Origin of the sequence: Duganella sp. CF517 (assembly GCF_900110275.1) — a bacterium.
GTDB lineage: Bacteria > Pseudomonadota > Gammaproteobacteria > Burkholderiales > Burkholderiaceae_D > Rugamonas.
In genome coordinates, this window is sequence record NZ_FODC01000004.1 from 1 (window position 1) to 24,176 (window position 24,176).

Genomic DNA, 24,176 nt, shown 5'->3' on the forward strand with positions numbered 1-24,176 from the left:
CGATTGGCTGGCCCATCACTTGTTCGACACGCTCGATGAGATACAAGATTTTGCAACCCGATGGCTATGTACTTACAATCACGACCGGCCGAACATGGCACTTGGTGGCATCACCCCAAAACAGAAGCTTGCCTTGGCCGCTTAACCTCTACTTTTAGCGCGCTCTAAAAATGGGAGGATTACCCAGGAAGACGGGGCGGTTGGTAACGCTCGGTCCAAGGTCTTTGAACGAGAATACGCTTCGTGCAGTTGTCGGTAGTAAATACTGCCATGACCATTACGCGGAATACGATACTAAGCTTGAGAAAGAGGTCTTTAGCCCTGAAATTCTTGCGGAGATAATTCGTAACGAATGTGATGGGCTGGGCCGTGTGGACCTGTCGAAAATCCGGAGCCCCGGCTTCTATGTTGATGCTGGCAAGCTCCTGGTGCATTTTGGTAACGAGGTGTACCAATCTAATGGCGAACCAGTCGATACAACGCCTGGCGCTGCTATTTACGAATCTGGACCAGGTTTGGGATTTTCGTTCGATACTCCAGCTGCAACGCAGGAAGAAGTTCAGCGGCTGGAGGAAGTAATCAAGGGGTTCAACTTTCAGACAAGTTTCGGCAGTGTGGCAGTGCTGGGATGGTTTGCGACGGCGGTTTTCGGCGCCGTCGTCGACAATCGCCCAATCTTGGCTGTGACCGCCGAGAGTGGGTCTGGCAAAACGACACTGATTAATCTCTTGAATGGAATGCTTGGACCACAAGCATTTCTTCGTGACGGTATTCCCACGACAGCTCAGGTCATTCATGAGTTAGAGAACCGTTCTGCGGCTCTCTTGGTCGATGAGCTCGAAGCTCGTGATACCCCGAAGCAGTCTTTGAAAGAATTTCTTAAGCTATTGAGGACCTCGTTCACGAATTCCAAAGATGCCCGCTTTACGCGCGTCTGCGGAGGCCGAATGAGGTCGTTCAACGCACCGGCGGGAATTTTGGTCGCGGGAATTGCATTGCCGGTATTTGACGGCCCTGCCGAATCGCGCACCGTCAAAATTCAGATGCAGATGCCTTCAGAAGGCGGCCCACGTATGTCCAATCCGCTCCTCGCCTCGTCGAACAGCGACAAAATCATCGAGCTGGGCGCACGAATTCGCCGTTTGCTGATGGGCCGCTGGGATGTTCTTGCCTCCACTCAAAAGGTGGTGCGCGGGATGCTCGTCGGCCTAGGTCACGAAGCTCGTGCAGCGGATTTGTATAGTCCGCTGATTGCAGGATACGTCGCTTTAACTTCAGAAGAGCTGCCCAGCCAGGAATGGTTGACGGCGATTTTGGAGGAGTGTCAGTTGACGACGGTTGAGGTCAAGAATGTTCAACGTGATGGCGATGTTTGCCTTTCACTGCTGCTTAACCGACGTGTCGATTTTTACGAGGAGGTTGGTGGCAAGGCAGTGAAGTCGCAAAGGCGTATTCGCGATGTTATCGGCCGCATCATGTCGTCGGACTTGGATGACGAGATGCGTCGGGCTCTCATTCGGCAGCTCGAGAAATTCGGGCTGCGCCCAATGTGGGCAAAGACTACTAGCAAATGGAAGCTTGTTGTCGCGACTTCTGATACGAATCGAGGCATGGGTCTACTGATGCAGGGGACTTCATGGTCTTCAGGCGGTTTGAAAGATGTTCTCCTGCGTTTGCCTGGGGCCGTTGTGGGCCAGCAGCGTGTGGATGGAATGTCCCAAAAAGTGGTGGAGCTGTGCCTTAGGGAAGACCTCATTTCACCGGATTCTGACGGTGAGTATGAGCTGCCTGAAGCTGCATAGCGGAGGCTGTCGTAGGTTTGACGGCATCTTGAAGAGTTTGGGCACTAAAGGCACTGGGACTTCGGTCTTGGTGCCTTTTTTTTCATATTATTTACTCGGGCTTTAGCTCGGAGAATTGTCGCTTTCCTATCAGGTCTCGCCAATTTTCTGGCAACGTTTTTTCAGCATCAGGGCGCAATATTTTCCTGATTTGCGCTGCGAGCTCTGCGTCGTCGTCCGGTGCGGGAGGCTCTACTGCCGTTAAGTAGACGCTGCACATGTCGGGACTATCGAGCCCTGCGCAATAAGTTTCCGCAGGTGGGAACAGGGGGGCATTAGAGGTGCCATCGTAATAGGCGGAAAGTGCATCGCTGACTGAAAGCTCTACACCGTCGAGGCTCGCGTGAAGGCATTTACATTCCGCGCGGACTACGACTCGGACCGTATCGCAGCCTGCATTTTTTGCTCGGCGCAGCACTTCATAGTGATGGCGCAACTGTGAGCAAGTCTTCAAGACAGATGGATGAATGGCTCCAATTAAGCTATCGCGTGCTTGGGCTATTACGCAACGTTCAACAGGTTCGGCATTGGCTTCATGCTTGGTGCTGGCGTGCCAAAGTAATGTGGTCAGCCCGTCGGACAGTCCTGATGCCTCACCGACACAGGGGAATCGATTCAGCGCCGGAACTAAGACAGTTTTAAAATCCTCGAACGTCATGAAGTATGACGAGCTCATGAGATTACCAATTTTTCGACGCCTGTCATTTTCTAGCTGCCATGTGGTCTTCGTCATCGTCTCTATCTCATTCAATCGTACCTGGGTTACCCGGCGATGCGGTGAGCTAAAATGCGCCTTACGAATTCGCCGCCAGTTTGGTTGTTGGCAATCAGTGCCTTACGTCGGCTTTGACCTTGGCCTCATCCACGCCCGCATTGACCGACGACTCCATCACGGCCGCGTACGCATCCTGCACGTCCATGCCGGTAATGTCATAGCCGTATCCGCGCATGACGCCTTGCAGCGCGGTCATTCCAGCCGCCATGGCGAACTCTGGCCGCTTGACGGCAAAATCCCTCGCTGCGCGAATAAGCGTTTTGGGGTCTGCCGGACTGCGGTTCGCAAATTCGATTGCCAAGTCGAACAGGCCCGCGCCCTTGGCCGCCGCAAACCACTTTCCTTCTTGGCCTGGCTGACGCGCAACCAGGTCGCGCAAAATAGTCTCCTTGGGCTTGTCTGGGTATTTCTTGACGATGGCCTTGAATGTCGCCACATTAGTCGTCGCGTACGTAGCTTCAAGGGCGTAGCGCGCATATGCCTCGTCGGCGAATCCCGATGCCAAGAGAACGCCCTCGCAGAACTGCGCAATCGCCGCCAGGGGAGCGTTCAGCCCCTTGATTCTTCAGCGTACCGAATCGCTTCGGCGCGCTTACCTTGGGCCGCCAGGGCCTTCGCGCCCCACACCCTGTAATGCCAGGACTTGTGTCGATACTCCGACTTCGCTACCAATGAAATCAGCTCGTCGTAACGGCCAGCAGCATATAGCGCGCTAAGGCACGGAATCGTCCCTTTGGAATAGCCGTATTCGCCAGTGCGTGCGCAATGGTCCCACATTGTCGTCAACGTCGGCGACAGATAGTCAGCCCACTTTGCAGCAATCTCCGGTGTCGAACATAGCTCGCCCCAGAAGTCGCCGAGGTATTCCAGGTACGGCATATCGTCTTCCTGGAGTGCCTCAAACAGCCGGTCCAGCCACTTTTCACGAACGGGGCACGCCACGTCTGCCTTGTATATGATGGGCACGAGCGTTTCGATGGCGCGGTTGACGGCGCTGCCGATACCGCCGGAAGAACTGTCGACCTGCTCAATGGATGGCGCCAGCTTTTCCAGGAACAGCACGGCACCCTCGGCGGCCATTACGGGCTCTTTCTTTGCGACCGCCTTAATTTCAGCGAGGGCTTCTTTGATGCGGAGGATGGGCGTGTCCGATTTCCAGCCGAAAGCGTTGCGGCGGAAGCGAGGGGCGAATTGCCATTTGTAGGTGGTCATGGCCAGGATTTTAACCGACCGGGACGTCCCGACGATGTATATGCATGACCTTCCGATACCGGCTTCCGATGTAGTGCCACTGCGTGTAGTCAGGCGGATTGATACATTGGTTCCATCATGAACGGTTAAGGCTTCGATGAATCTCGGACGTTGAAGGTCACAACAGAAGCTAGCTGATTTCGAAACACCTTTCTTCTTTAATGGAAAGCAACTATCATCGGTTACTACTTTTTTAACTTACCTGTATGCTGGAGAACGTGTTGAGTGACCAAATTTCTTTTGTTGACCCTGGCTTTGCAGACAATCCCGAACCGCGTTGTCCGTGCGTGCTGCTACTTGATGTGTCCGGAAGTATGAGCGGTGCTGCAATTTCGGAATTGAACGCAGGACTTGCGACGTTCCGAGACGAGCTTGCGGCTGACTCGCTCGCGATGCAGCGAGTCGAGGTCGCTATTGTTACATTCGGTCCAACGCAAGTTGAACTGCCATTTACGTCGGCAGGGGCCTTTTACCCCCCTGCTCTGAATGCGCGCGGCGATACCCCCATGGGCTCTGCAATCATTCAGGCACTTGACTTGCTTCGCGACAGAAAAGCCGAATACCGCGCAAATGGAATCGCATTCTACCGACCCTGGGTTTTCTTAATTACTGATGGAGCACCCACCGATTCTTGGCAGACCGCCGCAGCGGCAGTTAAGGAAGGGGAGACATCTAAGTCGTTTGCGTTCTTCGCGATTGGAGTGAAAGGAGCGAACATGGAAATTTTGAGCCAGATTAGTGTGCGGTCTCCTTTGTCGCTACAGGAACTCAAATTCCGAGAATTGTTTAGCTGGCTGTCGAACTCACTTCGCTCGGTGTCACGCTCGACGCCAGGTACCGAAGTTCAGTTGACTGCTCCGACCGGATGGGCTTCAGTTTGAGCTGGTTTGCGGTTGGTGCATCAGTCGCCGGTACGTCGCACATATCTACTAATCGCGGATGCGAAGACAGCTGCTGGTTTCAAACTGACTCGCTTGCTGACGGCCCATTTTTAGCAATATTCGTCGCCGACGGGGCAGGGAGTGCCTCACACGGTGGAGTCGGCGCCGAGCTGGCAATGCAAGCGGCTGCCGAGGTATTGGCAGATAAAGTGGCGGCTGGAGAGTTCGGCATCACAGATGAGTTGGCTGTTGAATGTGTATTGGGTATTCGCATGCGCCTGGAAAGCTACGCGGCCCAGCATAGCCTGGTAATGCGAGACTTGGCCTGCACATTCTTGGGCATTGTCGCTCTTCCTCAAGCCTCGCTGGCAATGCAGATTGGAGATGGTGGGATAGTGTTGAATGCTGGCAGGGGATTGGAATTAGCCATAATACCGATGTCCGGTGAATACGCAAATATGACCAGTTTTGTAACTGATGAAAATGCCGTGGAAATATTACAGACGCGTGAGTATCTAGCTCAGCTTACTGAGGTTGCTGTATTCAGTGACGGATTGCAACGGATTGCGCTCCAGTTGCCTACAAACACGCCGCACCCCCCCTTCTTTAGCGCATTTTTCGACGGATTGCGCCGCGCCACGCCTAATGAAGAAGAAAGTTTTCATTTGGCCGTTACCAACTTTTTGAACAGTGAGCGCGTCAACGCTCGCACTGACGACGATAAAACTCTGGTCGTCGCAATTTTTAATGAGTGAAAGACGTGGTAAAACCTTTTCTTACGTCGCGTGGGGAGTCCGTAACCGTAAGTCGAGAACTTGGCCGTGGTGGCGAGGGTAGCGTATTTGAACTTGCGCCGGAGTCGGGCAAAGTCGCAAAAATTTACCACAAGGTCCCTGACAAGAAAAAGCAGGATAAGCTCCGCTACATGGCGGTGCATTCGTCAGAAAAGCTCCTCAAATATGTCGCGTGGCCGCAAGACACTCTTAGTGATTCCAAGACCGGTGCAGTGGTTGGATATCTCATGCCCAAGGTTGCGAACCGTTCTTCGATTCAGATGTTGTACAGCCCAGCTCACCGTAGGCAAAATCACCCTAATGCAGCGTGGGACTTCCTGCTATTCATTGCAAGGAATGTCGCCGCAGCGTTTGAAGTGCTTCATGCGGAAGGGCATATTCTTGGTGATGTAAACCAAGGTAACGTCATGGTTGGCAAGGATACTACGGTAGTGATTATCGACAGTGATTCTTTCCAAGTGGACGCTAACGGTATTATTCACTTTTGCGAGGTGGGCGTGTCTCATTTCACGCCTCCTGAGCTACAAGGTCTCTCATCGTTTGCAGGCTTTCGTCGAACTGTAAATCACGACAATTTTGGACTCGCCCTGCTAATTTTTCACACCTTATTCGGGGGGCGACATCCGTACGCAGGGGTACCGCAAAAAGACGGAGTCGGAGATTCCCTTGAAGGCGATATTAAAGAATTCCGCTATGCCTACGCAAGAGATGGGAAGTACAGAGGCATCGGCCCACCGCCACGGTCTATTCCGACGTCGATGTTGCCGTTTGAGGTGGAGCAGCTATTTCATCTAGCATTCACTGAGCAGGGTGCTCGTACTGCTCGCCCTACAGCAAGGCAGTGGGTTGTTGCGCTGGATGCTGTTCGCGGCGGATTGAAAAAGTGCATTAGTTCGGCGTTGCATGTATATCCGGGCCACCTTGCAGAGTGTACTTGGTGCTCGCTTGAGAAGATTGGTGTTTCCTATTTCACAGATACAGGTGTGGCCTATGTAAGGCCAGTCACGGGGTTCGACATGGGGAAGTTCTGGCCAATCTTAGAGTTGGTGCCCCTTCCATCCGCATTCGTATTCCCTTCCATTCCTGTTTTCGCCCTCATTGCGACGCCACTTTCAGCAGAGGCGATGGCGGAGAGTGGCCAGTTGTGGATTCGAATAATAGCTGTCCTGGGTGGCTTGTTAATGATTGCTCAGTCGATGAAGCTAGTTATTCCAGCCGTGATTGTCGCTGTCTTGGGTTGGCAGTTCGGCAGTCCAAAAGAAAACAAGGCTCGTGCGGACGAACATCGGAAGAGGAAGCAGTCAAGAGACTCTGCAAAAGCAAACTTCGACCGGCTCGTGCAGCAAATAACCTCGTCAGTCGGGCCACAAGGATTTCTCGCGAAGAAAGCCGAGCTGGCGGCCCTGCGTGATGAGTATAGAAAGATTCCAGAAATGGAGCAGCATGAAATTACTCACCTAAAAAATACTGCTCAAGAAAGGCAGAAGAAAAAGTTTCTCGAGAGGTGCTTCATTGATGTAGCTACTATTCCAAACGTGGGGCCTGGGCGGAAGGCCGCGTTGCGTTCTTTCGGCATCGAAACGGCAGCCGATGTATCGAAGCACGCCGTGATGCAGGTCAAGGGATTTGGTGAAAGAAATACGCGTGCGATGATGGACTGGAAAGCAAGTTGTGAGCGTAAGTTTGTTTATAACCCTAGCCTAGCATTCAAGCCAGCAGATACCAATGCAATTCGGAAAAAATTTGGTACTAGAGCTGCTCAGATTGAACGAGCTCTCGAAGCTGGCCTGGGTGAGTTGAAGTCGTTTGCTGCGGTATCGGAGAGCAGAAAAAAGGCTGCGCTGCCTACTTTAGAGGCAGCGGCGAAGCAACTTGCGCAAGCGGAAAAGGACTTGTCAGTTTTCTAGACAAAGCGTGCAAAGGCTAGCACGGCGCGTAAGGTGAGCGTTCATTGTCATCAAAATGGTTTTTATAATGACGCCCTATTTATTTTTTTTTGCAAAAACTTGTCATTGGTTGGATTTAAAATATTTAATATTGGAGTGAATGTGAGAATTTCTGAAATAAATTGGGGCGATGATAGCGCTGAGCGTGACCCTTATCTTCTTGACTACTTTATAGCATCTGACGCTTTTAGTAGGTTAAGTAATAAGTCTAAAAATATTGTAGTAGGAAGAAAAGGTGCAGGTAAGAGCGCTCTTAGAAAGAAATTAGAACAAACGTTTGAGATTCAAGATGAGACGTATGTGGTAAATCTTTCGCCAACATTTAATGCTATTAGGAATGTATTAAATGATGATGATATAACTAACGGTGGATTTGGGCAGGAAATTTTCTTTCAGCACACATGGCTGCGCCAAGTATTTTTGGATTGCCTATGTCAAGTGGGTAATAGTGCTAAGGGAAAATATGTAGAGGAAAACCTAGAGTTCGCCCGTAAAGTCGCACTGGAGATGAATCGTACCTCCAAAGATTTCGTGGAGAATATTTCTGATATTTTATCTAAGCTAAAGGTTAAAGCAGGGTCACTTGGTGATTTCGGAATTACGTTGGAAAGAGAGCTTCGCAACGTTGCGGAGGTCGATTCTCTGCAACATCATGTGAAGGCAATAGCAGACGGAGGAGCTAAGTTTGTGGTTTTGGTAGACGACTTAGATTTAGGATGGGATAACTCCACTGTTGCAAATAATTTGTTGTTAGGACTGTTAAGTGCGACAAATGCGCTTGCCGCGCTCTCAAAGAATATATATGTCTGCGTTTTTCTACGTGAGGACGTTTACTCTATTCTTATTACAAAGACGCAACATTCAGACAAGTATAGATATTGAGCCGTTACGATGGTCGCACGAAAATCTGTTGAGGATATTAAATAAAAGAATAAACTTCAATAGGTCGAATTTTCTTTTGAGCCATTTAACGTCACCTTTTGAAACGGTATTTCCTGTAACTGTGGGTACAAGTAATACGGATAACTGGATGATTGAACGGACGTTAGGGCGCCCACGTGAACTAATACAACTTGCTCGATACTACACTGAGTCGGTGGAGAATGGGGAGCCTAGCGCAGAGAAATTGAAGGATTCAGAGCAGGCCTACTCATCTTGGAAGCTTGATGATTTGTGCACCGAGTATTCAAATCAATATCCAGGGCTAATAACAATTTTTTCTTTTTGGAAGACAAAATTTTTCCGTCAAAAATATCATTTGAAGAAAAGTGAGATTGAAGAAATGCTTCTGAGACTTACTGCTGAGGTCGAACTCAATGCCGACTGGTTTAATAAAATTGTCGATGATATTGACCTAAACAAGTTTTTAAGAGTTTTATATGAAATAGGTTTTATCGGAGATTTCGTGCAGGGAGGCCAGGGGGGGAGCAAAACCTGTTATGCCTACTCTGACCGTCATGAACCATTATTCGAAGAGGTACAGATTCATCCCTGTTTCCGGAAAGCTGTACATACGGTAGAGCGAATTCGAACTGAGCGCGTGAGTGGGGCAACTCCACCTTAAGCGACTGAATCATTACTTTTATTTTTTGTAATATTTTTATATTGTGCTATCAATTCTATGATAAGCTTTCTTTAGCCAGAAGAAGCCGAGTTGGTTTGCAGAATTTTTAGCAGTAGAGTGATGTTGACTATTATGAAAATATTCCACGAGGACTATCTGCCATTAAGAAGTGGCGCTGCCAGTGCAGCATGCCAAGGGAGAGTTAGCTAGGAAGTTGTTCCTTAGATTCGAACTCGTTATCCTAGAGCTGTCACCATTGTTTGCATAATGTTAAAAAAGCTCTGGGCTTAATGTTACACGGTAACGTTACGTTGCTTGTCGCAAATTTCAGCGCTGAAAGTTGAACGGCCTTATGGGGCTGCTTGGGGGGGGGCGAGGGGGGCGGCAGAATAAACGGTCAGAAGCGCTCCTTTTTACGCTGTGGGAGAAGGAGATGATGCGCCGGAATACCTAATGGCAGAGTAGAATGATGCCCAGTAGAATTTATCTTTTTCGCATCATTCGAAAGCTGGTCAACAATGAATCATCAAGCCCTCTCGTCTTTCATTTGGTCGGTCGCCGACCTTCTGCGCGGCGACTACAAGCAATCCGACTATGGCAAGGTCATCTTGCCGTTCACCATATTACGTCGCCTCGACTGCGTGCTGGAAGCCACGAAACCGGCAGTACTAGCGGAGTTTGATGCCAAGACCAAGGCTGGGCTGAACCCAGAGCCGTTCTTGGTACGTAAGGCAGGCCAATCCTTCTACAATACATCATCGCTGGACCTGACAACGCTGCTGGGCGACCAGGACCACATCCGGCAGAACCTCTACGCCTACATACAGGCGTTCTCGCCAGCAGCGCGCGACATCTTCGAACGGTTCGACTTCTATACCCAAATAGAACGTCTCGGCAAAGCAGGCCTCCTGTACCTTGTTGTCGAGAAGTTCGCGAACATCGACCTGCATCCGAATGTCGTGGACAATGCCGACATGGGCTTGGTCTTCGAGGAGCTGATTCGCAAGTTCGCTGAAATCTCTAACGAGACCGCCGGTGAACACTTCACCCCGCGCGAAGTCATCCGGCTGATGGTGAACTTGCTGTTCATCGAGGACGATGATGTGCTCACGCCAGGTAATGCTGTTGTGCGCACTATCTATGACCCTACGGCCGGTACGGGGGGCATGCTGTCCGTCGCGGGTGAGTATCTATCTGAGCACAACCCTGACGCTCGCCTGACCATGTTTGGCCAGGAACTGAATGACGAGTCGTACGCTATCTGCAAAGCAGACATGCTCATCAAGGGCCAGGATGTCGGCAACATCGTAGTCGGCAATACTCTTTCAGAGGATGGCCACGGGGGCAAGAAATTCGACTACATGCTTTCCAATCCTCCGTTTGGCGTCGAGTGGAAGAAGGTCGAGAAGGAAGTGCGCAAGGAGGCTGCGGAGAAGGGCTTCGATGGACGCTTCGGACCAGGGCTGCCACGCGTGTCGGACGGCTCAATGCTGTTCCTGCTGCACCTCATTGCTAAGATGCGCCCGGCCGTCGATGGCGGTAGCCGCATCGGCATCGTGCTGAACGGCTCACCTCTTTTCACCGGTGGTGCAGGCTCTGGTGAGAGTGAAATTCGTCGCTACGTACTCGAGAACGACTTGGTCGAGGCCATCATTGGTCTGCCTACGGACATGTTCTACAACACCGGAATTTCGACTTATATCTGGATTCTGTCGAACAAGAAGCCTGACGACCGCAAAGGATGGGTGCAGCTCATTGACGCCAGCAGCTTCTGGCAGAAGATGCGCAAGAGCTTGGGCAGTAAGCGCAAGGAGATGTCCGATGACCATATTGCTGATATTACGCGACTGTTCGGCGACTTTAGCGAGGGCGACCTGGTCGCGGTGCTTGATGCCAAAGGCAATGAGGTTGAGCGAAAGGTATTGGCACCTGGTGATAAAGCGCCGGATGCGCCGGAAGGCGGAAAGGTCAAGGTCGCACCAATATCCCGCGTGTTTAAGAACCACGAATTTGGGTACACGACCATTACTGTTGAGCGTCCAATGTACGACGAGGCGGGCAAAGTTGTAGTAGGGCTGAAGGGCAAGCAGAAGGGCCTGCCGCAAGCTGACAGCTCATTGCGCGACACAGAAAACGTGTCGCTGGTCGATGAGGTTCAGGCGTATTTTGAGCGCGAGGTATTGCCGCATGCGCCCGATGCATGGATTGACCATGACAAGTCTAAGGTCGGCTATGAAATTCCGTTCAATCGGCACTTCTATGTGTTCGAGCCGCCGCGTGACCTGCATACCATCGACGAGGAACTCAAGGGCGTCACAGCCACAATCATGAAGATGCTCGAGGAGTTGGCGGAATGAGCTTAAGACGATACTTGCAATATAAAGATAGCGGTGTTCAATGGCTAGGGATGGTGCCTGACCATTGGGTAGTGAAGCCATTTAAGTGGGTAATTGAACGTAACGACGGAGGTGTTTGGGGCGATGAGCCAGATGGCATTTCCGACACTCTCGTCCTTCGTTCAACCGAGCAGACTGTTGCTGGGTGCTGGAAACTGGATGACCCAGCCTTGCGTAAATTAACTGAGTCCGAAAAGACATTTGCGCGATTGGAGGCAGGCGATTTGCTGGTGACAAAGTCAAGTGGCAGCTCGTTGCATATTGGTAAAACGACGCTTGTAACGGAGGATATCGCTAAGCTTGAATGTTGCTATTCTAATTTCATGCAGCGTATTAGATTGTCGGATACTTTTCTTCCAAAGCTCGCTTGGTTCGTCATGAATAATGATTTGGCTCGGCTCCAGTTTGACCTGCTATCTAATTCGACAACAGGATTGGCGAACTTAAATGGCACGATGATTGGCAAAATAATATTGCCGGTGGCGCCGCTGCTCGAGCAAGTGGAAATTCTTACTTTCCTCGACTACGAAACCGCCAAAATTGACGAACTGATTTCGGAGCAAAAAAAACTCATCACGCTGCTCGCCGAAAAACGCCAAGCTACCATCTCCCACGCAGTTACCAAGGGATTGAATCCAAATGCGTCGATGAAGGAATCTGGCGTGGAATGGTTGGGGGAGGTACCGGAGCATTGGACTGTTAAAAACCTACGCCACTTTGCAGCGGTACTCAGAGGAAAATTCACACATAGGCCACGAAATGACCCCGCGTTTTATGATGGTGATTACCCGTTCGTCCAGACTGGTGATATCACAGGAACTGACCGTTATATTTCGAGCTATAAGCAGACCTTAAATGAGAAAGGTGCGGCCGTTAGCAAGGAATTTCCGAAAGGTACATTAGTGATGGCTATTGCGGCAAATGTTGGAGATGTGGCTATCTTAGACTTTGCTGCATTTTTTCCAGATAGTGTAGTAGGTCTGGTTCCAAACCACGGAACAGACTTAACGTATTTCTATTATCTTTTGGGCGCAATGAGGAAACCAATGCATCAGATGGCTACCGTGAGCACCCAAATGAATCTGAACGTTGAACAGATTACTGCACTAATCGCTGGATGTCCACCTTTAGCGGAACAAGAGTCAATTGTTCAATTTTTAGATAGTGAAATATGTCGTCTTGATTTGTTGACTGTAGAAGCGACCCGGGGGATAGGTCTGTTAAAGGAACGTCGTAGCGCTCTTATCTCCGCAGCCGTCACCGGAAAAATCGATGTTCGTCGAGAAGTTCAACAAGAGCCAGTCACAATTCAGGACGCCTCCTAATGTCTAGCCTGCACAAGGAACTCCATTTCGAAGCCGCCATTTGTGAACATTTGCTGGCCAAAGGTTGGTTGTACGCGGAAGGCGATGCTGCAAATTATGATAAGCAGAACGCAATTTACATGCCAGACTTATCGGCATGGCTGGAGGTCACGCAGCCAGACAGCTTCCAACGGTTGAACAAAACCCACGGTGCCGCGACCGCCAAGAACCTGGCTGAGCGTGTTCGCAAGAATTTGAACGAACGTGGCACTCTCGATGTGCTGCGTCGTGGCGTCGAAATGCTGGGCTTAGCAAAGCCGCTGTCCTTTGTGCAGTTCAAACCAGCGCTTGCCATCAACCCGGTCATCCAGCAGCACTACGCCGCGAACAGGCTGCGCGTGGTCCGTCAGGTGCATCACTCGCTCAACAAGGGGCATGAGTCCATCGACCTGGTGCTCTTCGTGAACGGTATTGCGGTTGCAACATTGGAGCTGAAATCGGACTTCACGCAGAGCGTGGAGGATGCCGTTGACCAGTACCGCTATGACCGTGACCCTGCACCTAAAGGCGGAATGGTCGAGCCGCTGCTGTCGTTCCCTGGCGGAGCGCTGGTGCACTTCGCCGTTAGCCAGGCAGAGGTGCAGATGACGACTCGTCTCGCAGGCACGGCGACGCGGTTTCTCCCCTTCAATATGGGCAATTGTGGTGCTGCCGGTAATCCCCCCAATCCTGATGGCTATGCGACGTCCTACCTTTGGGAAAATGTCTTTTTTCGAGACAGCTGGCTGGAAATTCTTGGTCGTTACCTAATCGGAAAGCGCAACGACAAAAAGCAGATGACGAGCGTGATTTTCCCACGCTACCATCAGCTCGATGCAACGCGAAAATTGGTGGCTGATGTGCTGGCCAATGGTGCTGGCGAACGTTATCTGATTCAGCATTCTGCCGGGTCGGGAAAGACGAATTCCATTGCTTGGACAGCTCACTTCCTGGCGGATTTGCATGGTCCGGACAACAAGAAATTATTCGATAGCGTGCTGGTGGTTTCGGACCGCACTGTGCTTGACTCCCAACTACAAGAGGCCATCTTCGACTTCGAACGCACTACAGGCGTCGTCGAAAGTATCACCAACGAGAACGGCAGCAAGAGCGCTCAGTTGTCGCAGGCGCTGAAGAACGGCAAGAAGATTATCGTTTGTACCATTCAAACGTTTCCGTTCGCTTTGAAGGCTGTGCAGGAGCTCTCCAGCACAGAAGGCAAGACCTTTGCCGTCATCGCTGACGAGGCCCATAGTTCACAAACAGGCGAGGCAGCATCTAAGCTGAAGCAACTGCTGTCAGCCGAAGAGCTGGCTGAGTTGCAGGACGGCGGCGAAATCGGGACCGAGGACTTACTCGCTGCGCAGATGGCCGCGCGTACCGGCGCCGATGGACTTACCTATGTCGCTTTCACAGCCACGCCGAAATCGAAAACGATGGAACTTTTTGGTCGACCGGGTCCTGATGGATTGCCACAGCCGTTCCACGTCTACTCAATGCGCCAGGCTATCGAAGAGGGCTTCATTCTCGATGTCCTGAAAAACTACACGACCTACAAGCTTGCGTTCAAGCTCGCCAACGACGGCAAGGAATACGACGAAAAGGAAGTCGAGAAGAGCGAGGCAATGAAGGGCATTATGCAGTGGGTTCGGCTGCACCCGTACAACATCGCCCAGAAGGTCAAAGTCGTAGTCGAGCACTTCCGCGAAAACGTGCAGCCGCTTCTGCAAGGGCGAGCCAAGGCCATGATAGTGGTCAGCAGCCGAAAGGAAGCTGTACGCTGGCAGAAAGAGATTGCAGGATATATCCAAAAGCAGAACTATCCTCTGGGCGTTCTAGTGGCGTTTTCCGGCGAGGTTGATGACCCGGCCAGCTTCCCTGAACCGGTGAGTGAAGTCAGCAAGGACCTTAATCCTGGGTTGAAGGGCCGCGATATCCGCGAAGCGTTCAACGAGCAGAATTACCATTTGCTGTTGGTGGCCAACAAGTTCCAGACTGGATTTGACCAGCCACTGTTATGTGGCATGTATGTGGACAAGAAGCTGGGCGGTATCCAGGCAGTACAGACCCTTTCGCGATTGAATCGCGCTGCGCCTGGCAAGGACACTACATATATTCTTGACTTTGTAAACGAGGCGGCAGAAGTGCTAGCTGCGTTCAAGACCTACTATGAAACGGCCGAGCTTGAGGCAACGACTGACCCTCATATGGTGTACGACCTGCGTGCGAAGCTCGATAGCGCTGGTCACTATGACGATTTCGAAGTGGACCGAGTGGCCAAGGTCGCGACGGACCCGAAGGGTACGCAGAGCCAACTGCTCGCTGCGATTTCGCCGGTGGCTGACCGACTGCTGACGCGATTCAAGTCGGCGCAAGCGCAGAAGGTGGCGGCCGAAGCCCAAAACGACGAAAAGAATTCACAGGCGGGTAGGGACGCAATGGCAGCCCTATTGTTGTTCAAGAATGATATGGGTGCGTTCGTCCGCTTGTATTCGTTCTTGTCCCAGATTTTCGATTACGGTAACACTGACATCGAAAAGCGTTTCCTGTTCTACAAGCTGCTGTTGCCACTGCTGGCGTTTGGACGTGAGCGTGATACGGTCGATTTGTCCAATGTGACCTTGACACACCACACCCTGAAGAATATCGGCAAGCAGGCGCTTACTTTGGGCCAAGGTGAGAAACCCAAGCTGCCACCGATGGATGGTGCCGGTAGCGGCTCGGCCCAAGACAAGGAGAAGGGCTACCTTGACGAAATCATCGAAAAGGTGAACGGTCTATTTGAAGGCGAACTGTCCGACAACGACCAGCTCGTCTACGTGAATGGCGTGATTAAGGGGAAGTTGCTTGAGAACGAGACCTTGATTCAGCAGGCTGCCAATAACAGCAAGGAGCAGTTCGCCAACTCGCCAGACCTGTCGAATGCGCTCCTCAATGCCATCATGGATGCACTTGATGCCCATACCAGCATGAGTACGCAGGCCTTGGATTCGCAGCGAGTACGTGACGGCTTGAAGGAAACTTTACTCGGACCTGCTCAGCTGTATGAGGCGTTACGTGCGCGTTCTAATGTTGATGGCATTAGACCTTAATTCTCACTAGCGCATCCGATGGGAAAATATGATTTTGAAATACTGACATTATGTGCTCTCTGTGTGGTAGCTTGCAATACGAAGTGGTCTAAGTCTCGAAGCTCGCCTTGTTGGAATTGATGGAAGATTATTATGGATGAGAAAATTGTGTTGCCGCTAGGGCTAATAGCGCCGAGCGATTTTGTTGAAGTATATAAGTCGTCCGGTAGATATATATTTCAGATTTCCACCGATTACCTCAAAAGTATAGAGTACGATGTTTCTGAAGTATTAATAATACAAAGAGTTATATCGTTGGCACAGAAGAGCAACCAAATCGAGGTTTGGTGGCCACGCTCTATAGCGAATTTTGTATTTAACTCGCCTACTCTGTTTCCACTGCTCGCAGTTCTTCTATGTATTGATTCGGCGGTACATAAAATTGTGGGAGATAGCGGGGAAAAAATTGAAATTGATGTCGAGGAAAGTAGGCAGCGCATCTATAAATTTATTCCAAAAGCAGACTTATTCTCTGACGTGCAGATAATGTTGTGCGCTGATAGTAGAGGCCACGGACGTCCACACTCACTTTATAGCAAGTCAGGAAGTCCATCTATTGCGAAAGATAAATTTGAATCAATAGTGGACCGTTTAATGGCCAGTCTGTCCACCGGCATGCCATCCGCCAAACATGCTATAAAATTCAGTCAGGCAATGGGCACAATAGTGGCTGAGCTCTTTGAAAATACGGATTTGCACGGTCGGCTGGACCTAAATGGAATCCCTGTCAAAAAAAGTGGTTTGCGCGGACTTATATTTAAACGAATCGAAATAGAGAAAAATAGTCCAGTTTCTTCTGGTGAAAATTATGATGAAAATTCTCCAAAAGCATTCCGCAAGTTTACGAAGCAAAAGGTAGGTGCGCTGGAAATATCAATTTTTGACTCCGGCATTGGATTTTATCCATCCTTTACGAAAACATCTTTGCTAGAGACTACTAAGATTGAGGACGAATGGGAAGTCTTACATCGCTGTTTGAAGCGCCATTATGATGATGTTTCTGGAGTAAAGGCAGTTTCGCATCGGGGTATGGGACTTTATGAAGTGCTTCGCGCTCTTAAATTTGTGAATGGAATGATAGAAGTACGCTCTGGGCGTGTATTTGGATTTAGGACATTTCTACCAGGGCAAATGGAATTTCTTATCGAATCTTTTGAGTCTGAATTGAGACCGGGAATGCCAAAACCGTTGCTTCTTGATGGAAATAGAAGGGTTAGCAGGTCGCCGACACCCAACGAGTATTTAAGCGGCTCCTCCGTTCGCGTAGTAATTCCTATTTATTAATTATGCACGCACTTAACCTAAGCACAAGATTTAAAGATAAATCCTATCAAGGCGAAGCCGTACTGTTAGTGTATGACGAGCAGCATCTAAGCAGCAATATAATAAGCGAAGATGTCCGAGACCAATTTGAGTCGAGGCCAGCGACCGCTCGCGTGTATGTATTAGCACCATTCTTGCCTCAGTCAGAAATACGTGAGGCATTTTTAGAGGGAACTCTTTTTAATCGGGTTCAAAGCTATTTTCACGCCCTCGGTGGTCGAATTTACATTTGTGGTTTCGGCGTAGCGAACGGTAGAAGCACATGTGTAGGAATTCCTTTTACTGTGAATTCGGAAAATGAACCCGTTGAAGAGTCTCCTGTTGAAATTGACTCAGAGTTGATTCATGGCTGGCTTTTTGACCTCTTTGATAGATATTCCGGACGTGTTAGCGCACCGCCTGGAGTTCATTTTGGCAAATCCTCAGGTAAACACTCCGATAAATTTTTACGTGTAAGCAATATTACGTTGTCATCGAAGTCATGCGCCTTGATAGGATACTGTACGTTGGGAAGCATAATCTGCGCGCAACCGAAAAGGATATATGTCGACACAGCACCACTAATTTCTGTTGCCTTTGCGATGGAGAAAATTGCATTGGTAAACTCTTTATGGGAACTGCCAGTTCAGATTACTTCGTTTAGCTCCTACGGCGGACTTGCTAAACTTCCTGCTGCTTCCAATCGAGATGTGGTGCTCATCTCTGCTTCCACTTCAGGTGGATTGGTCAATAAAATTCTAGAAAAAGGATTTCAATCCGGGAATATTGCGACTTTATTCTTTCTGGCGTCATCTCATGATGCAGTCTGCGGAGAGGCTAACGTCTGTAATCTTACTTTTTACCCTGGTCGAAATTTCGGTTATCCGTACTTAGAAAACTATTCCGCTGAAGATTGTAAATTTTGCAAGGATAATATTTTTTTGGCCGAATTGGAAGGTGACCAATTTTTATTGGAAAAACGTGCTTTAAAAAAGTTAATGATAAAGAAGGTAACTCAAAAGCCTGAGGCGAGAGAAGCATTCGAGTTTTTTGCGCGACGTGGGTTCTTTGAAGTACAACTTTATGCAGATTCCCATAGGGGAAGTATTTTTTCAATAGATTCTGATTTGATTCTTTCCCATCAGGATGTTAGGTCACCGCTGCTTCGACTGATTAAGCGATTTACGCCATCCCCTTTGAATTATTTGATTGTGGATGGTATTTCCATTACGAATGTGAAAATTTTGTTGGCTGAATCTGGCTATTCTGGTGTCGACGATTTGAATATTGTCGCATCGACTGCACTCTCAACCTTACCTTCTGTTCCGGGCGGAAGTGCATTAGTTATTTTCGGAGTTCTAGACGATTTTTCTAGGGCGAGAGACATAAATGCTCAACTGAGAACTATTGTGTCAAAGGGCATTGTTGCCTATGTTTCCGCACTTACGATAGCGGATTCAGCAGAATATTTAGCAGATTTGAAAATGTTTTTGTGTTACGGAGAGCTTGGTAGGGATACGTTCACGTTTGCCAGTGCCCATCAGTTGATGCTTCCTCGAAGGGGAGGCGAAGTAACTTCATGGGAGCTTGAGCGAGATTTATTATTAAAGCTCAAGGCAGAGTTCCCGAGTATAGCGGAATTTTCTGCTCGATTAGATATTATTGAAAATAGCGGTACGCGTGGGAGTGATTTGTTTTGGAGTGCAAGTGGAGTTGAACTTTCAATAAAACCAGATTTTGCCTACCTCAACTCCAGTAAGAGTCCTGAACTAATATCGCAAGGTGATATTTTTGCGGTTATATCCAATCTGATTGCTACGTCACGGGTCAATGAACGGGGTTTGAACGCCCCAATTGTCGTTGGGAAAGAGCCGATAAAATGGACGCAATCAATTTATGGCCATACCGTACTTGACCCGCGAAATTTTGAAGACTATAACGATGACATTTTACGCGGTGCTTTTTTGCGCGGCGCATTGAGCAGTGAGTTAAACTATTGTCACGACGAGGAAGCTAGCTCAAAGATTTTCTTTGTTATTCAAGCTCAAATTTTGGGATGGGCGAAGGGACGTGGAGACAGCTTGCCTGAATTTTTGGTCGCTCTTAGTACCGGAAGATTAACCTTGTCACCGATATATATTTCCAAAATAAAATTAATTGTTCGTTCGGCAGCACTTCCTGATTATTTGGTTGTACTTGCTGCTAATATATAACGTTTGGACTTGGTGGTGCTCGCTGTTGCTTGAAGTATTATATGCATGCTGGTTAAATAATGACTGCTATCTTACAAAAGAATAGCTGTTCATATTTTCAACCAAATGCGTTATTGTGGAATCGAGGAGCGAAATGTTATTGGTTGGCGGTTATTATCGGAGATAGCATTGGACCGTCACTATAGGAGTACATGGCTTGGACATTTCAACGGATTTTGACGAACTCGATGCCCTCAAAGCAAAGCTCGATGCGTTGCCGCCGTTGCCAACTGCGGCACTGCGCAACCTGCATGATGAGTTGGTGCTGCGATGGACCTACAATTCCAACGCCATCGAGGGTAACACGCTGACGCTGATGGAGACCAAGGTCGTGCTTGAGGGCATTACAGTCGGTGGAAAGCTCCTGCGCGAGCACTTTGAGGCCATCAACCATCGCGATGCCATTTTGTACGTGGAGGATGTGGTCCGTAAGGCCGAGCCTCTGAGTGAGTGGCAGATACGTAATCTTCATCGCCTGGTGCTTAAGCAGATTGATGACGACAATGCCGGTGCCTACCGGAAGCTGAACGTAACCATTGCAGGTGCGCGCCATGTGCCGCCGGACATGCTGCTGGTGCCTGAGCAGATGGCGGCGCTGATGCATTGGTACGATACAGAGGGGGGTGTCCCTATGTCCTTCGTCAAGCATTTGTGAGCGGTGTGGGGCAATAGAGTGTCCCGTCTCGCATCATGGCGTACATGACGTCACAGCGGCGTCTGGCGAGAGCGATCAAGGCTTGGTTGTGGCGCTTGCCTTGGCTAATCTTTCGGGCATAGTAAGCCCGCGATATGGGGTCTCGTAGCGCTGCGAAGGCAGATAGGAACAACGCTCGCTTGAGCACTTTATTTCCTCGTCGCGATGGATGCTCACCGCGAATCGAGGAGCCAGAGCGGCGGGTAACGGGTGCCAGCCCAGCATAGGCCGCAAGGTGAGCAGCTGAGGCAAACGCTTTTGCAGCGACCTCTGTAAGGAGTCGGGCAGCGGTCCTGACGCCGACTCCAGGCATGCTGGTCAGGACTGAGCAAAGAGGGTGCGCTTGCACTAGTCGTTCAACCTCTTGGGCGACTTCGTCGCGCTGAACGCGTAATGCCGCGAGCTGGTGCGCTAGGCGCGGCAACACAATTGTGGCGGCATTCGTTCCTGGCACAACTACCGTTTGCTCAGAAACCGCCTGACAGATCTCATGGGCCAAGCCTTTCCCCATTCGCGGCGCGAGCTTGCTGAGCTTGTTCGCCAGACTCTTCTCGCTAGTGGCGGCCAGGCTGGCCGGCGAAGGGTGCCGTTGCAGCAGATCCAGCACAGCCGGGTGGTCAAGCCGTGGGCCAAGTACACGCTCAAGTGCTGGATGGATTTGTGTCAGTAGCCCACGTATTCGGTTGCTTGTCTGTGTAATTTGGTCGGCCAGATCATCGTCAAAGCCGCACAGCATAGTCAGTTCCGCAAGCTGTTCGTCGTCGAGACGAAGTGAGCGCAACGCATGCGGCATGGAGCGTGCCGCTTCGGCGATGATGGCGGCGTCCCGCGCATCGGTCTTGGCTTCGCCGGCGTGCAGATCGGCGATTCGACGCATGGCAAGGCCGGGGAGATAGGCCACCAGAATACCTTCGGCTCTGGCGACGGTCACTGGCAATGCTCCAATGGTTGTGGGCTGGTCAACGACCAGCAGTAGTTTGCCATGTTCCTTAAGACTGGAAAGCAGTGCTCTCAGCCTCGTTTCGTCATTCGGCAGGGCCTTATCGAACAAGCGTTTGCCAGCTCTGCTAAGTGCAACGGCATGGTGTTCTCCTTTGCCGACGTCAACGCCAACAAAGACATCTATAGCATCGTAATGTTCAATCGCGTCCATGCGACCTCCCGCTACAAGAGGTTCTAATGGCCAATGGCATACGGCAGCAGGTCTCGGCATCCACGTTACGGATGGCCTCAGCATGTTTCCCGGGCCAAGTCCCTATCAGCGATCACCAGCCACCCACCAAGTTCGGTGACAACACCCCCCGGATCATGGGCGACTGGGGGCAACAATCATGCCGAACTTGGCTGGCCAAAACCTTGAGGATCAAGGTCTGTATATAGTAACGGGGGGGCGTGCACCCGGTCGTTCGCGCGGCTAAGTTGCACGTCGACTTTGTGAAAATCCATCCATTCGTCGACGGCAATGGTCGCACAGCTCGGCTGCTGTTGAACCTGGAGTTGTTGAAGGCTGGTTTCCCGGCCATTGTGCTGCCGGTGACACGTCGCTTGGCTTATTACGAGGCGTTGGACACTGCGCACGTGGACGGCGATATGGGGCCGTTTATCGAGTTGGTGGGCGAGTGTGTGCGGGAGGGTTTTGCGCCGTATTGGCATATCCTGGGAATTGCCCCAGTGCTTGACTAGGCATGGGGAAGCGCACTGCCGAGGAGGGCGAGCATCATCTCACGGAAAAATGGCGAGCCCGAGGCCCGCCTGAAAAATCACTACTTGCCAGCGTCGCGTTGGACGTCGGACAGCAGATATGCCCGCATGCCCGCTTCAAAATAGTCCCAGCCCATCGCCATCACGCCGCCAATTGTGCAGAACACCGTTAAATTGCTGTCGCTCGCCTCAAACCTGGCGCCATTTCTCTGGAGCAGGGCCATAGCAGCGACTGCTTGCTCAGCCAGGCTGACAAATCCGATAGCTGGGGGCTCAGGCCCTTCGCTGAAGACCCTGATGCTCCCATCGTCGTGCACGACCACCAGCGGGCCGGTATCTGTGCCGACTGCCCTTGGGTTGACAGCCTTCAGAAACGTCCGCCGCAGTGCGTCGCCGGTCAGTGCCGAAATTCACCTTCATCCAAATTGGCCTCATCTCAAATCGCAGGACGTCCCTGCGATGAGTGTAGGTAACTAGGTATGACACGAGCATTCGGGTCTTCTTCTTAAGGATGTGGGATAAAGGGGCTGCGTGCATAGTTCGAATGAAAGCTGGAGATTCGAACTAGCAGGCTCGCAAGGGCGTAATCGAAGAGTGGAACGTGGCACTTGGTTCGACGATGTGGCAGTTCTAAAGCCCTGTTTATAACAACACGACGGTGCGTTTAGGTGTGCCATAAGGTGTGACAAAATGACTCGGCTGTGCTACTATAAGTCCTTGATAAATAAGGAAACAAGTGCTTGTGAGCGCGAATCTCACCGCTTCCGCCACCTTAAAAATAAGCCCTTGATTGCAAAGGGCTTTTTTTCTTTATAACGCTTCTACACCTAGCACGGTGTCGATGGATCGACACGAATTTGCAGCTGTCTTGCTTCGAACTGGAAGACGACCAAACGCTCGATCACAGACCGCTTGCCACCCACGTTAGACGGAATGCGAAGCTTGACGCCGCTTTGCGGGCCGCCTGTAACTTGGAGATGCCCGAGGCGATTTATTTTTGCACTTCCACCCAGATAGACGGGGAAAACTCCCGATCCTGATCCTCGTCCAACTCCTCCGCTCGCAGGCAATGCGGGCAGCTCCTCTTTTCGCGGTTGGCGTATACCCAGGGATGCCAACCGGCGAAGCACAGGAATTTGCGTAGGAGAAGCGGCGCGTCTGAGGCAGGAATGTTTAGCATGTTATTTTGAAAGGGACGCGTTCGTAAAACGCTTGCCTTCATTATATGGAAATTGATAGGAGGAAATCTATCAATTTCTAACGGCATGACGGGAAGCGCATCGCATTCGTTGCCAGCCGACTTGCGGGAGACTCGATTTGCTGTTTTTTTGTGCAGTTGTTTTGTCTGCCGCACACTAGCCGCCGGCCGCGTGTGAGAAGATAAGGGACGTAACCCTACTCATGTCGCGCAGGTTTGTCGGCGAGGGGTTGAAACCAGCTGTTTTAAATCGAGGTGATATGCGTCGATACTGTTTCGCGATGGCGCTCGGCGCTTTACTCAGTTGTGATGCGTCGGCCGATGCGCCGCGGCCCCTCCCAAAACAAAGGTGGTCTGTTCCGCTTCTGGCAGATTTTGTGCGACTGCCGATCTGGAAGCCCAGACTACTGACTTGCTGTAGCAGCAAATAAAATCGGCCTACCTGTGTTGCCGTTGACAGCAATCAAATAGGCGCTGCGATAGTTCTGGAAACCGCCGCTTTGTCCAAGGTCGCCAAACGGAAAACTGACGCATAGATAGCTCCCGTTTTTGTCGCCGACTTTCGCCCAATCTGCAGAGAATGGATTTAACTCTGTAGGGCGCACGTTAAAGCCGGGAAGCATACGGGCCCGCGCGATGGGGAGCAGGTAGTCACCGTAAATGATCGCGTTCTCTTCCCCACGCTCGGCATAGCCAATCTGCTTTCCATGAGAGATGACGTAGTAGGTTGCGTTGAAGCCGTCCTTATAGTCTTCTTCCGAGTAAATTTTGTCAGTCGCGATCGGCTGCAATTTCACGGAAGGTGACATCGCCTTGGCGGCGAGACAACTCAGGGTTATCATTTTGGAAGGCGTCTTGGCATGCAAATTGGCAGCAAGCAGGCCACTTAGAAGCAGCAAGCATAAGCGTTCCATTTGTACTCCCATCCTTTTGTTACCTTCAAGAATTCCGGATTCAATTTCCAGAAGATGGTGCCCCCATGCGCAGCCGTCGAATCGTATTGGTGATCGTACCGTCCGACTTCTTCGGTCATCTTCGAGATATTCCCAGTCTTGCGGTCTCCGGTCTTGGTGATCTTGTAAGCCTGCGTAATTTGTTTTGATGTCC

Annotated in this window: 20 protein-coding genes; 14 read left to right on the plus strand and 6 right to left on the minus strand. The window is 50.6% G+C overall.

Features of this window, described 5'->3' with window-relative positions; all coding sequences use genetic code 11:
• On the plus strand, positions 1 to 145 hold a 145-nt coding region (locus tag BMX85_RS16105), incomplete at its 5' end, for an integrase core domain-containing protein (protein ID WP_143068000.1).
• Positions 146 to 224: 79 nt separating this feature from the next.
• Positions 225 to 1,802 carry a P-loop NTPase family protein gene (locus BMX85_RS30120; protein WP_143068001.1) on the plus strand — a complete coding sequence of 526 codons (1,578 nt, stop codon included), beginning with the start codon at positions 225 to 227 and terminating at the stop codon, positions 1,800 to 1,802.
• Between the two features lie 91 nt (positions 1,803 to 1,893).
• Here the strand turns inward: BMX85_RS30120 and BMX85_RS30125 are convergent, their stop codons facing one another.
• The 3 genes from BMX85_RS30125 to BMX85_RS31060 all read right to left on the minus strand — a co-directional run bounded on the left by BMX85_RS30125 (position 1,894) and on the right by BMX85_RS31060 (position 3,828).
• Entirely contained in the window at positions 1,894 to 2,574 is a 681-nt protein-coding gene (locus BMX85_RS30125; RefSeq protein WP_143068002.1) for a hypothetical protein, read from the minus strand.
• Positions 2,575 to 2,668: 94 nt separating this feature from the next.
• Positions 2,669 to 3,121: a hypothetical protein gene (locus BMX85_RS31055; protein WP_229210510.1), complete on the minus strand. Its 453-nt coding sequence runs from the start codon at positions 3,119 to 3,121 to the stop codon at positions 2,669 to 2,671.
• A 44-nt stretch (positions 3,122 to 3,165) separates the two neighbouring features.
• Positions 3,166 to 3,828 (minus strand): hypothetical protein, encoded by a 663-nt coding sequence (locus BMX85_RS31060; RefSeq protein ID WP_229210511.1) that lies wholly within the window; start codon positions 3,826 to 3,828, stop codon positions 3,166 to 3,168.
• 257 nt (positions 3,829 to 4,085) lie between these two features.
• Here BMX85_RS31060 and BMX85_RS16125 point away from each other — a divergent pair, with 257 nt between their 5' ends.
• The 11 genes from BMX85_RS16125 to BMX85_RS16155 all read left to right on the plus strand — a co-directional run bounded on the left by BMX85_RS16125 (position 4,086) and on the right by BMX85_RS16155 (position 20,131).
• Positions 4,086 to 4,748 (plus strand): vWA domain-containing protein, encoded by a 663-nt coding sequence (locus tag BMX85_RS16125; protein WP_307173834.1) that lies wholly within the window; start codon positions 4,086 to 4,088, stop codon positions 4,746 to 4,748.
• Positions 4,733 to 5,503: a PP2C family serine/threonine-protein phosphatase gene (locus BMX85_RS16130; RefSeq protein WP_229210512.1), complete on the plus strand. Its 771-nt coding sequence runs from the start codon at positions 4,733 to 4,735 to the stop codon at positions 5,501 to 5,503. The genes BMX85_RS16125 and BMX85_RS16130 overlap by 16 nt, the downstream gene beginning before the upstream one ends.
• Before the next feature lie 5 nt (positions 5,504 to 5,508).
• Positions 5,509 to 7,449, plus strand: coding sequence for a helix-hairpin-helix domain-containing protein (locus BMX85_RS16135; protein WP_229210513.1), 1,941 nt, complete (start codon positions 5,509 to 5,511; stop codon positions 7,447 to 7,449).
• A gap of 33 nt (positions 7,450 to 7,482) precedes the next feature.
• Positions 7,483 to 8,370, plus strand: coding sequence for a P-loop ATPase, Sll1717 family (locus BMX85_RS30130; protein WP_143068003.1), 888 nt, complete (start codon positions 7,483 to 7,485; stop codon positions 8,368 to 8,370).
• Positions 8,291 to 9,052 carry a P-loop ATPase, Sll1717 family gene (locus BMX85_RS30135; protein WP_373923739.1) on the plus strand — a complete coding sequence of 254 codons (762 nt, stop codon included), beginning with the start codon at positions 8,291 to 8,293 and terminating at the stop codon, positions 9,050 to 9,052. The genes BMX85_RS30130 and BMX85_RS30135 overlap by 80 nt, the downstream gene beginning before the upstream one ends.
• A gap of 518 nt (positions 9,053 to 9,570) precedes the next feature.
• Positions 9,571 to 11,409 carry a type I restriction-modification system subunit M gene (locus BMX85_RS16140; protein ID WP_090320213.1) on the plus strand — a complete coding sequence of 613 codons (1,839 nt, stop codon included), beginning with the start codon at positions 9,571 to 9,573 and terminating at the stop codon, positions 11,407 to 11,409.
• On the plus strand, positions 11,406 to 12,773 hold the full coding sequence (locus BMX85_RS16145) for a restriction endonuclease subunit S (RefSeq protein ID WP_143068005.1): 1,368 nt from the start codon (positions 11,406 to 11,408) through the stop codon (positions 12,771 to 12,773). Before BMX85_RS16140 ends, BMX85_RS16145 begins: the two co-directional genes overlap by 4 nt.
• On the plus strand, positions 12,773 to 15,883 hold the full coding sequence (locus BMX85_RS16150; RefSeq protein ID WP_090320216.1) for a type I restriction endonuclease subunit R: 3,111 nt from the start codon (positions 12,773 to 12,775) through the stop codon (positions 15,881 to 15,883). The genes BMX85_RS16145 and BMX85_RS16150 overlap by 1 nt, the downstream gene beginning before the upstream one ends.
• Before the next feature lie 132 nt (positions 15,884 to 16,015).
• A complete protein-coding gene (locus BMX85_RS30140) occupies positions 16,016 to 17,206 on the plus strand; it encodes a hypothetical protein (protein WP_143068006.1) in 1,191 nt (396 codons plus the stop codon).
• Between the two features lie 2 nt (positions 17,207 to 17,208).
• Positions 17,209 to 19,437: a hypothetical protein gene (locus BMX85_RS30145; protein WP_143068007.1), complete on the plus strand. Its 2,229-nt coding sequence runs from the start codon at positions 17,209 to 17,211 to the stop codon at positions 19,435 to 19,437.
• A 196-nt stretch (positions 19,438 to 19,633) separates the two neighbouring features.
• Positions 19,634 to 20,131, plus strand: coding sequence for a Fic family protein (locus BMX85_RS16155; RefSeq protein WP_218147361.1), 498 nt, complete (start codon positions 19,634 to 19,636; stop codon positions 20,129 to 20,131).
• On the opposite strand, the gene BMX85_RS16160 is transcribed toward BMX85_RS16155, so the two are convergent.
• A complete protein-coding gene (locus BMX85_RS16160) occupies positions 20,118 to 21,323 on the minus strand; it encodes an IS110 family RNA-guided transposase (protein ID WP_143068008.1) in 1,206 nt (401 codons plus the stop codon). The genes BMX85_RS16155 and BMX85_RS16160 overlap by 14 nt on opposite strands.
• Positions 21,324 to 21,562: 239 nt before the next feature.
• Here BMX85_RS16160 and BMX85_RS16165 point away from each other — a divergent pair, with 239 nt between their 5' ends.
• Positions 21,563 to 21,853 carry a Fic family protein gene (locus tag BMX85_RS16165; protein ID WP_090320219.1) on the plus strand — a complete coding sequence of 97 codons (291 nt, stop codon included), beginning with the start codon at positions 21,563 to 21,565 and terminating at the stop codon, positions 21,851 to 21,853.
• A gap of 80 nt (positions 21,854 to 21,933) precedes the next feature.
• Here BMX85_RS16165 and BMX85_RS30515 read toward each other — a convergent pair whose 3' ends face one another.
• Positions 21,934 to 22,095 (minus strand): hypothetical protein, encoded by a 162-nt coding sequence (locus BMX85_RS30515; protein WP_177196786.1) that lies wholly within the window; start codon positions 22,093 to 22,095, stop codon positions 21,934 to 21,936.
• 1,378 nt (positions 22,096 to 23,473) lie between these two features.
• Positions 23,474 to 23,983, minus strand: a complete 510-nt coding sequence (locus BMX85_RS16175; protein ID WP_143068009.1) for a hypothetical protein — start codon at positions 23,981 to 23,983, stop codon at positions 23,474 to 23,476.
• Between the last annotated feature and the right edge of the window lie 193 nt (positions 23,984 to 24,176).

Excerpts from the sequence above, each read along its gene's own strand:
- BMX85_RS30125 (WP_143068002.1), bottom strand. The coding sequence starts at position 2,574 with ATGACGAAGACCACATGGCAGCTAGAAAATGACAGGCGTCGAAAAATT.
- BMX85_RS31060 (WP_229210511.1), bottom strand. The coding sequence starts at position 3,828 with ATGACCACCTACAAATGGCAATTCGCCCCTCGCTTCCGCCGCAACGCT.
- BMX85_RS16130 (WP_229210512.1), top strand. The coding sequence starts at position 4,733 with ATGGGCTTCAGTTTGAGCTGGTTTGCGGTTGGTGCATCAGTCGCCGGT.
- BMX85_RS30135 (WP_373923739.1), top strand. The coding sequence starts at position 8,291 with ATGTCTGCGTTTTTCTACGTGAGGACGTTTACTCTATTCTTATTACAA.
- BMX85_RS16140 (WP_090320213.1), top strand. The coding sequence starts at position 9,571 with ATGAATCATCAAGCCCTCTCGTCTTTCATTTGGTCGGTCGCCGACCTT.
- BMX85_RS16145 (WP_143068005.1), top strand. The coding sequence starts at position 11,406 with ATGAGCTTAAGACGATACTTGCAATATAAAGATAGCGGTGTTCAATGG.
- BMX85_RS16150 (WP_090320216.1), top strand. The coding sequence starts at position 12,773 with ATGTCTAGCCTGCACAAGGAACTCCATTTCGAAGCCGCCATTTGTGAA.
- BMX85_RS30140 (WP_143068006.1), top strand. The coding sequence starts at position 16,016 with ATGGATGAGAAAATTGTGTTGCCGCTAGGGCTAATAGCGCCGAGCGAT.
- BMX85_RS30145 (WP_143068007.1), top strand. The coding sequence starts at position 17,209 with ATGCACGCACTTAACCTAAGCACAAGATTTAAAGATAAATCCTATCAA.
- BMX85_RS16160 (WP_143068008.1), bottom strand. The coding sequence starts at position 21,323 with ATGGACGCGATTGAACATTACGATGCTATAGATGTCTTTGTTGGCGTT.
- BMX85_RS30515 (WP_177196786.1), bottom strand. The coding sequence starts at position 22,095 with ATGGCCCTGCTCCAGAGAAATGGCGCCAGGTTTGAGGCGAGCGACAGC.
- BMX85_RS16175 (WP_143068009.1), bottom strand. The coding sequence starts at position 23,983 with ATGGAACGCTTATGCTTGCTGCTTCTAAGTGGCCTGCTTGCTGCCAAT.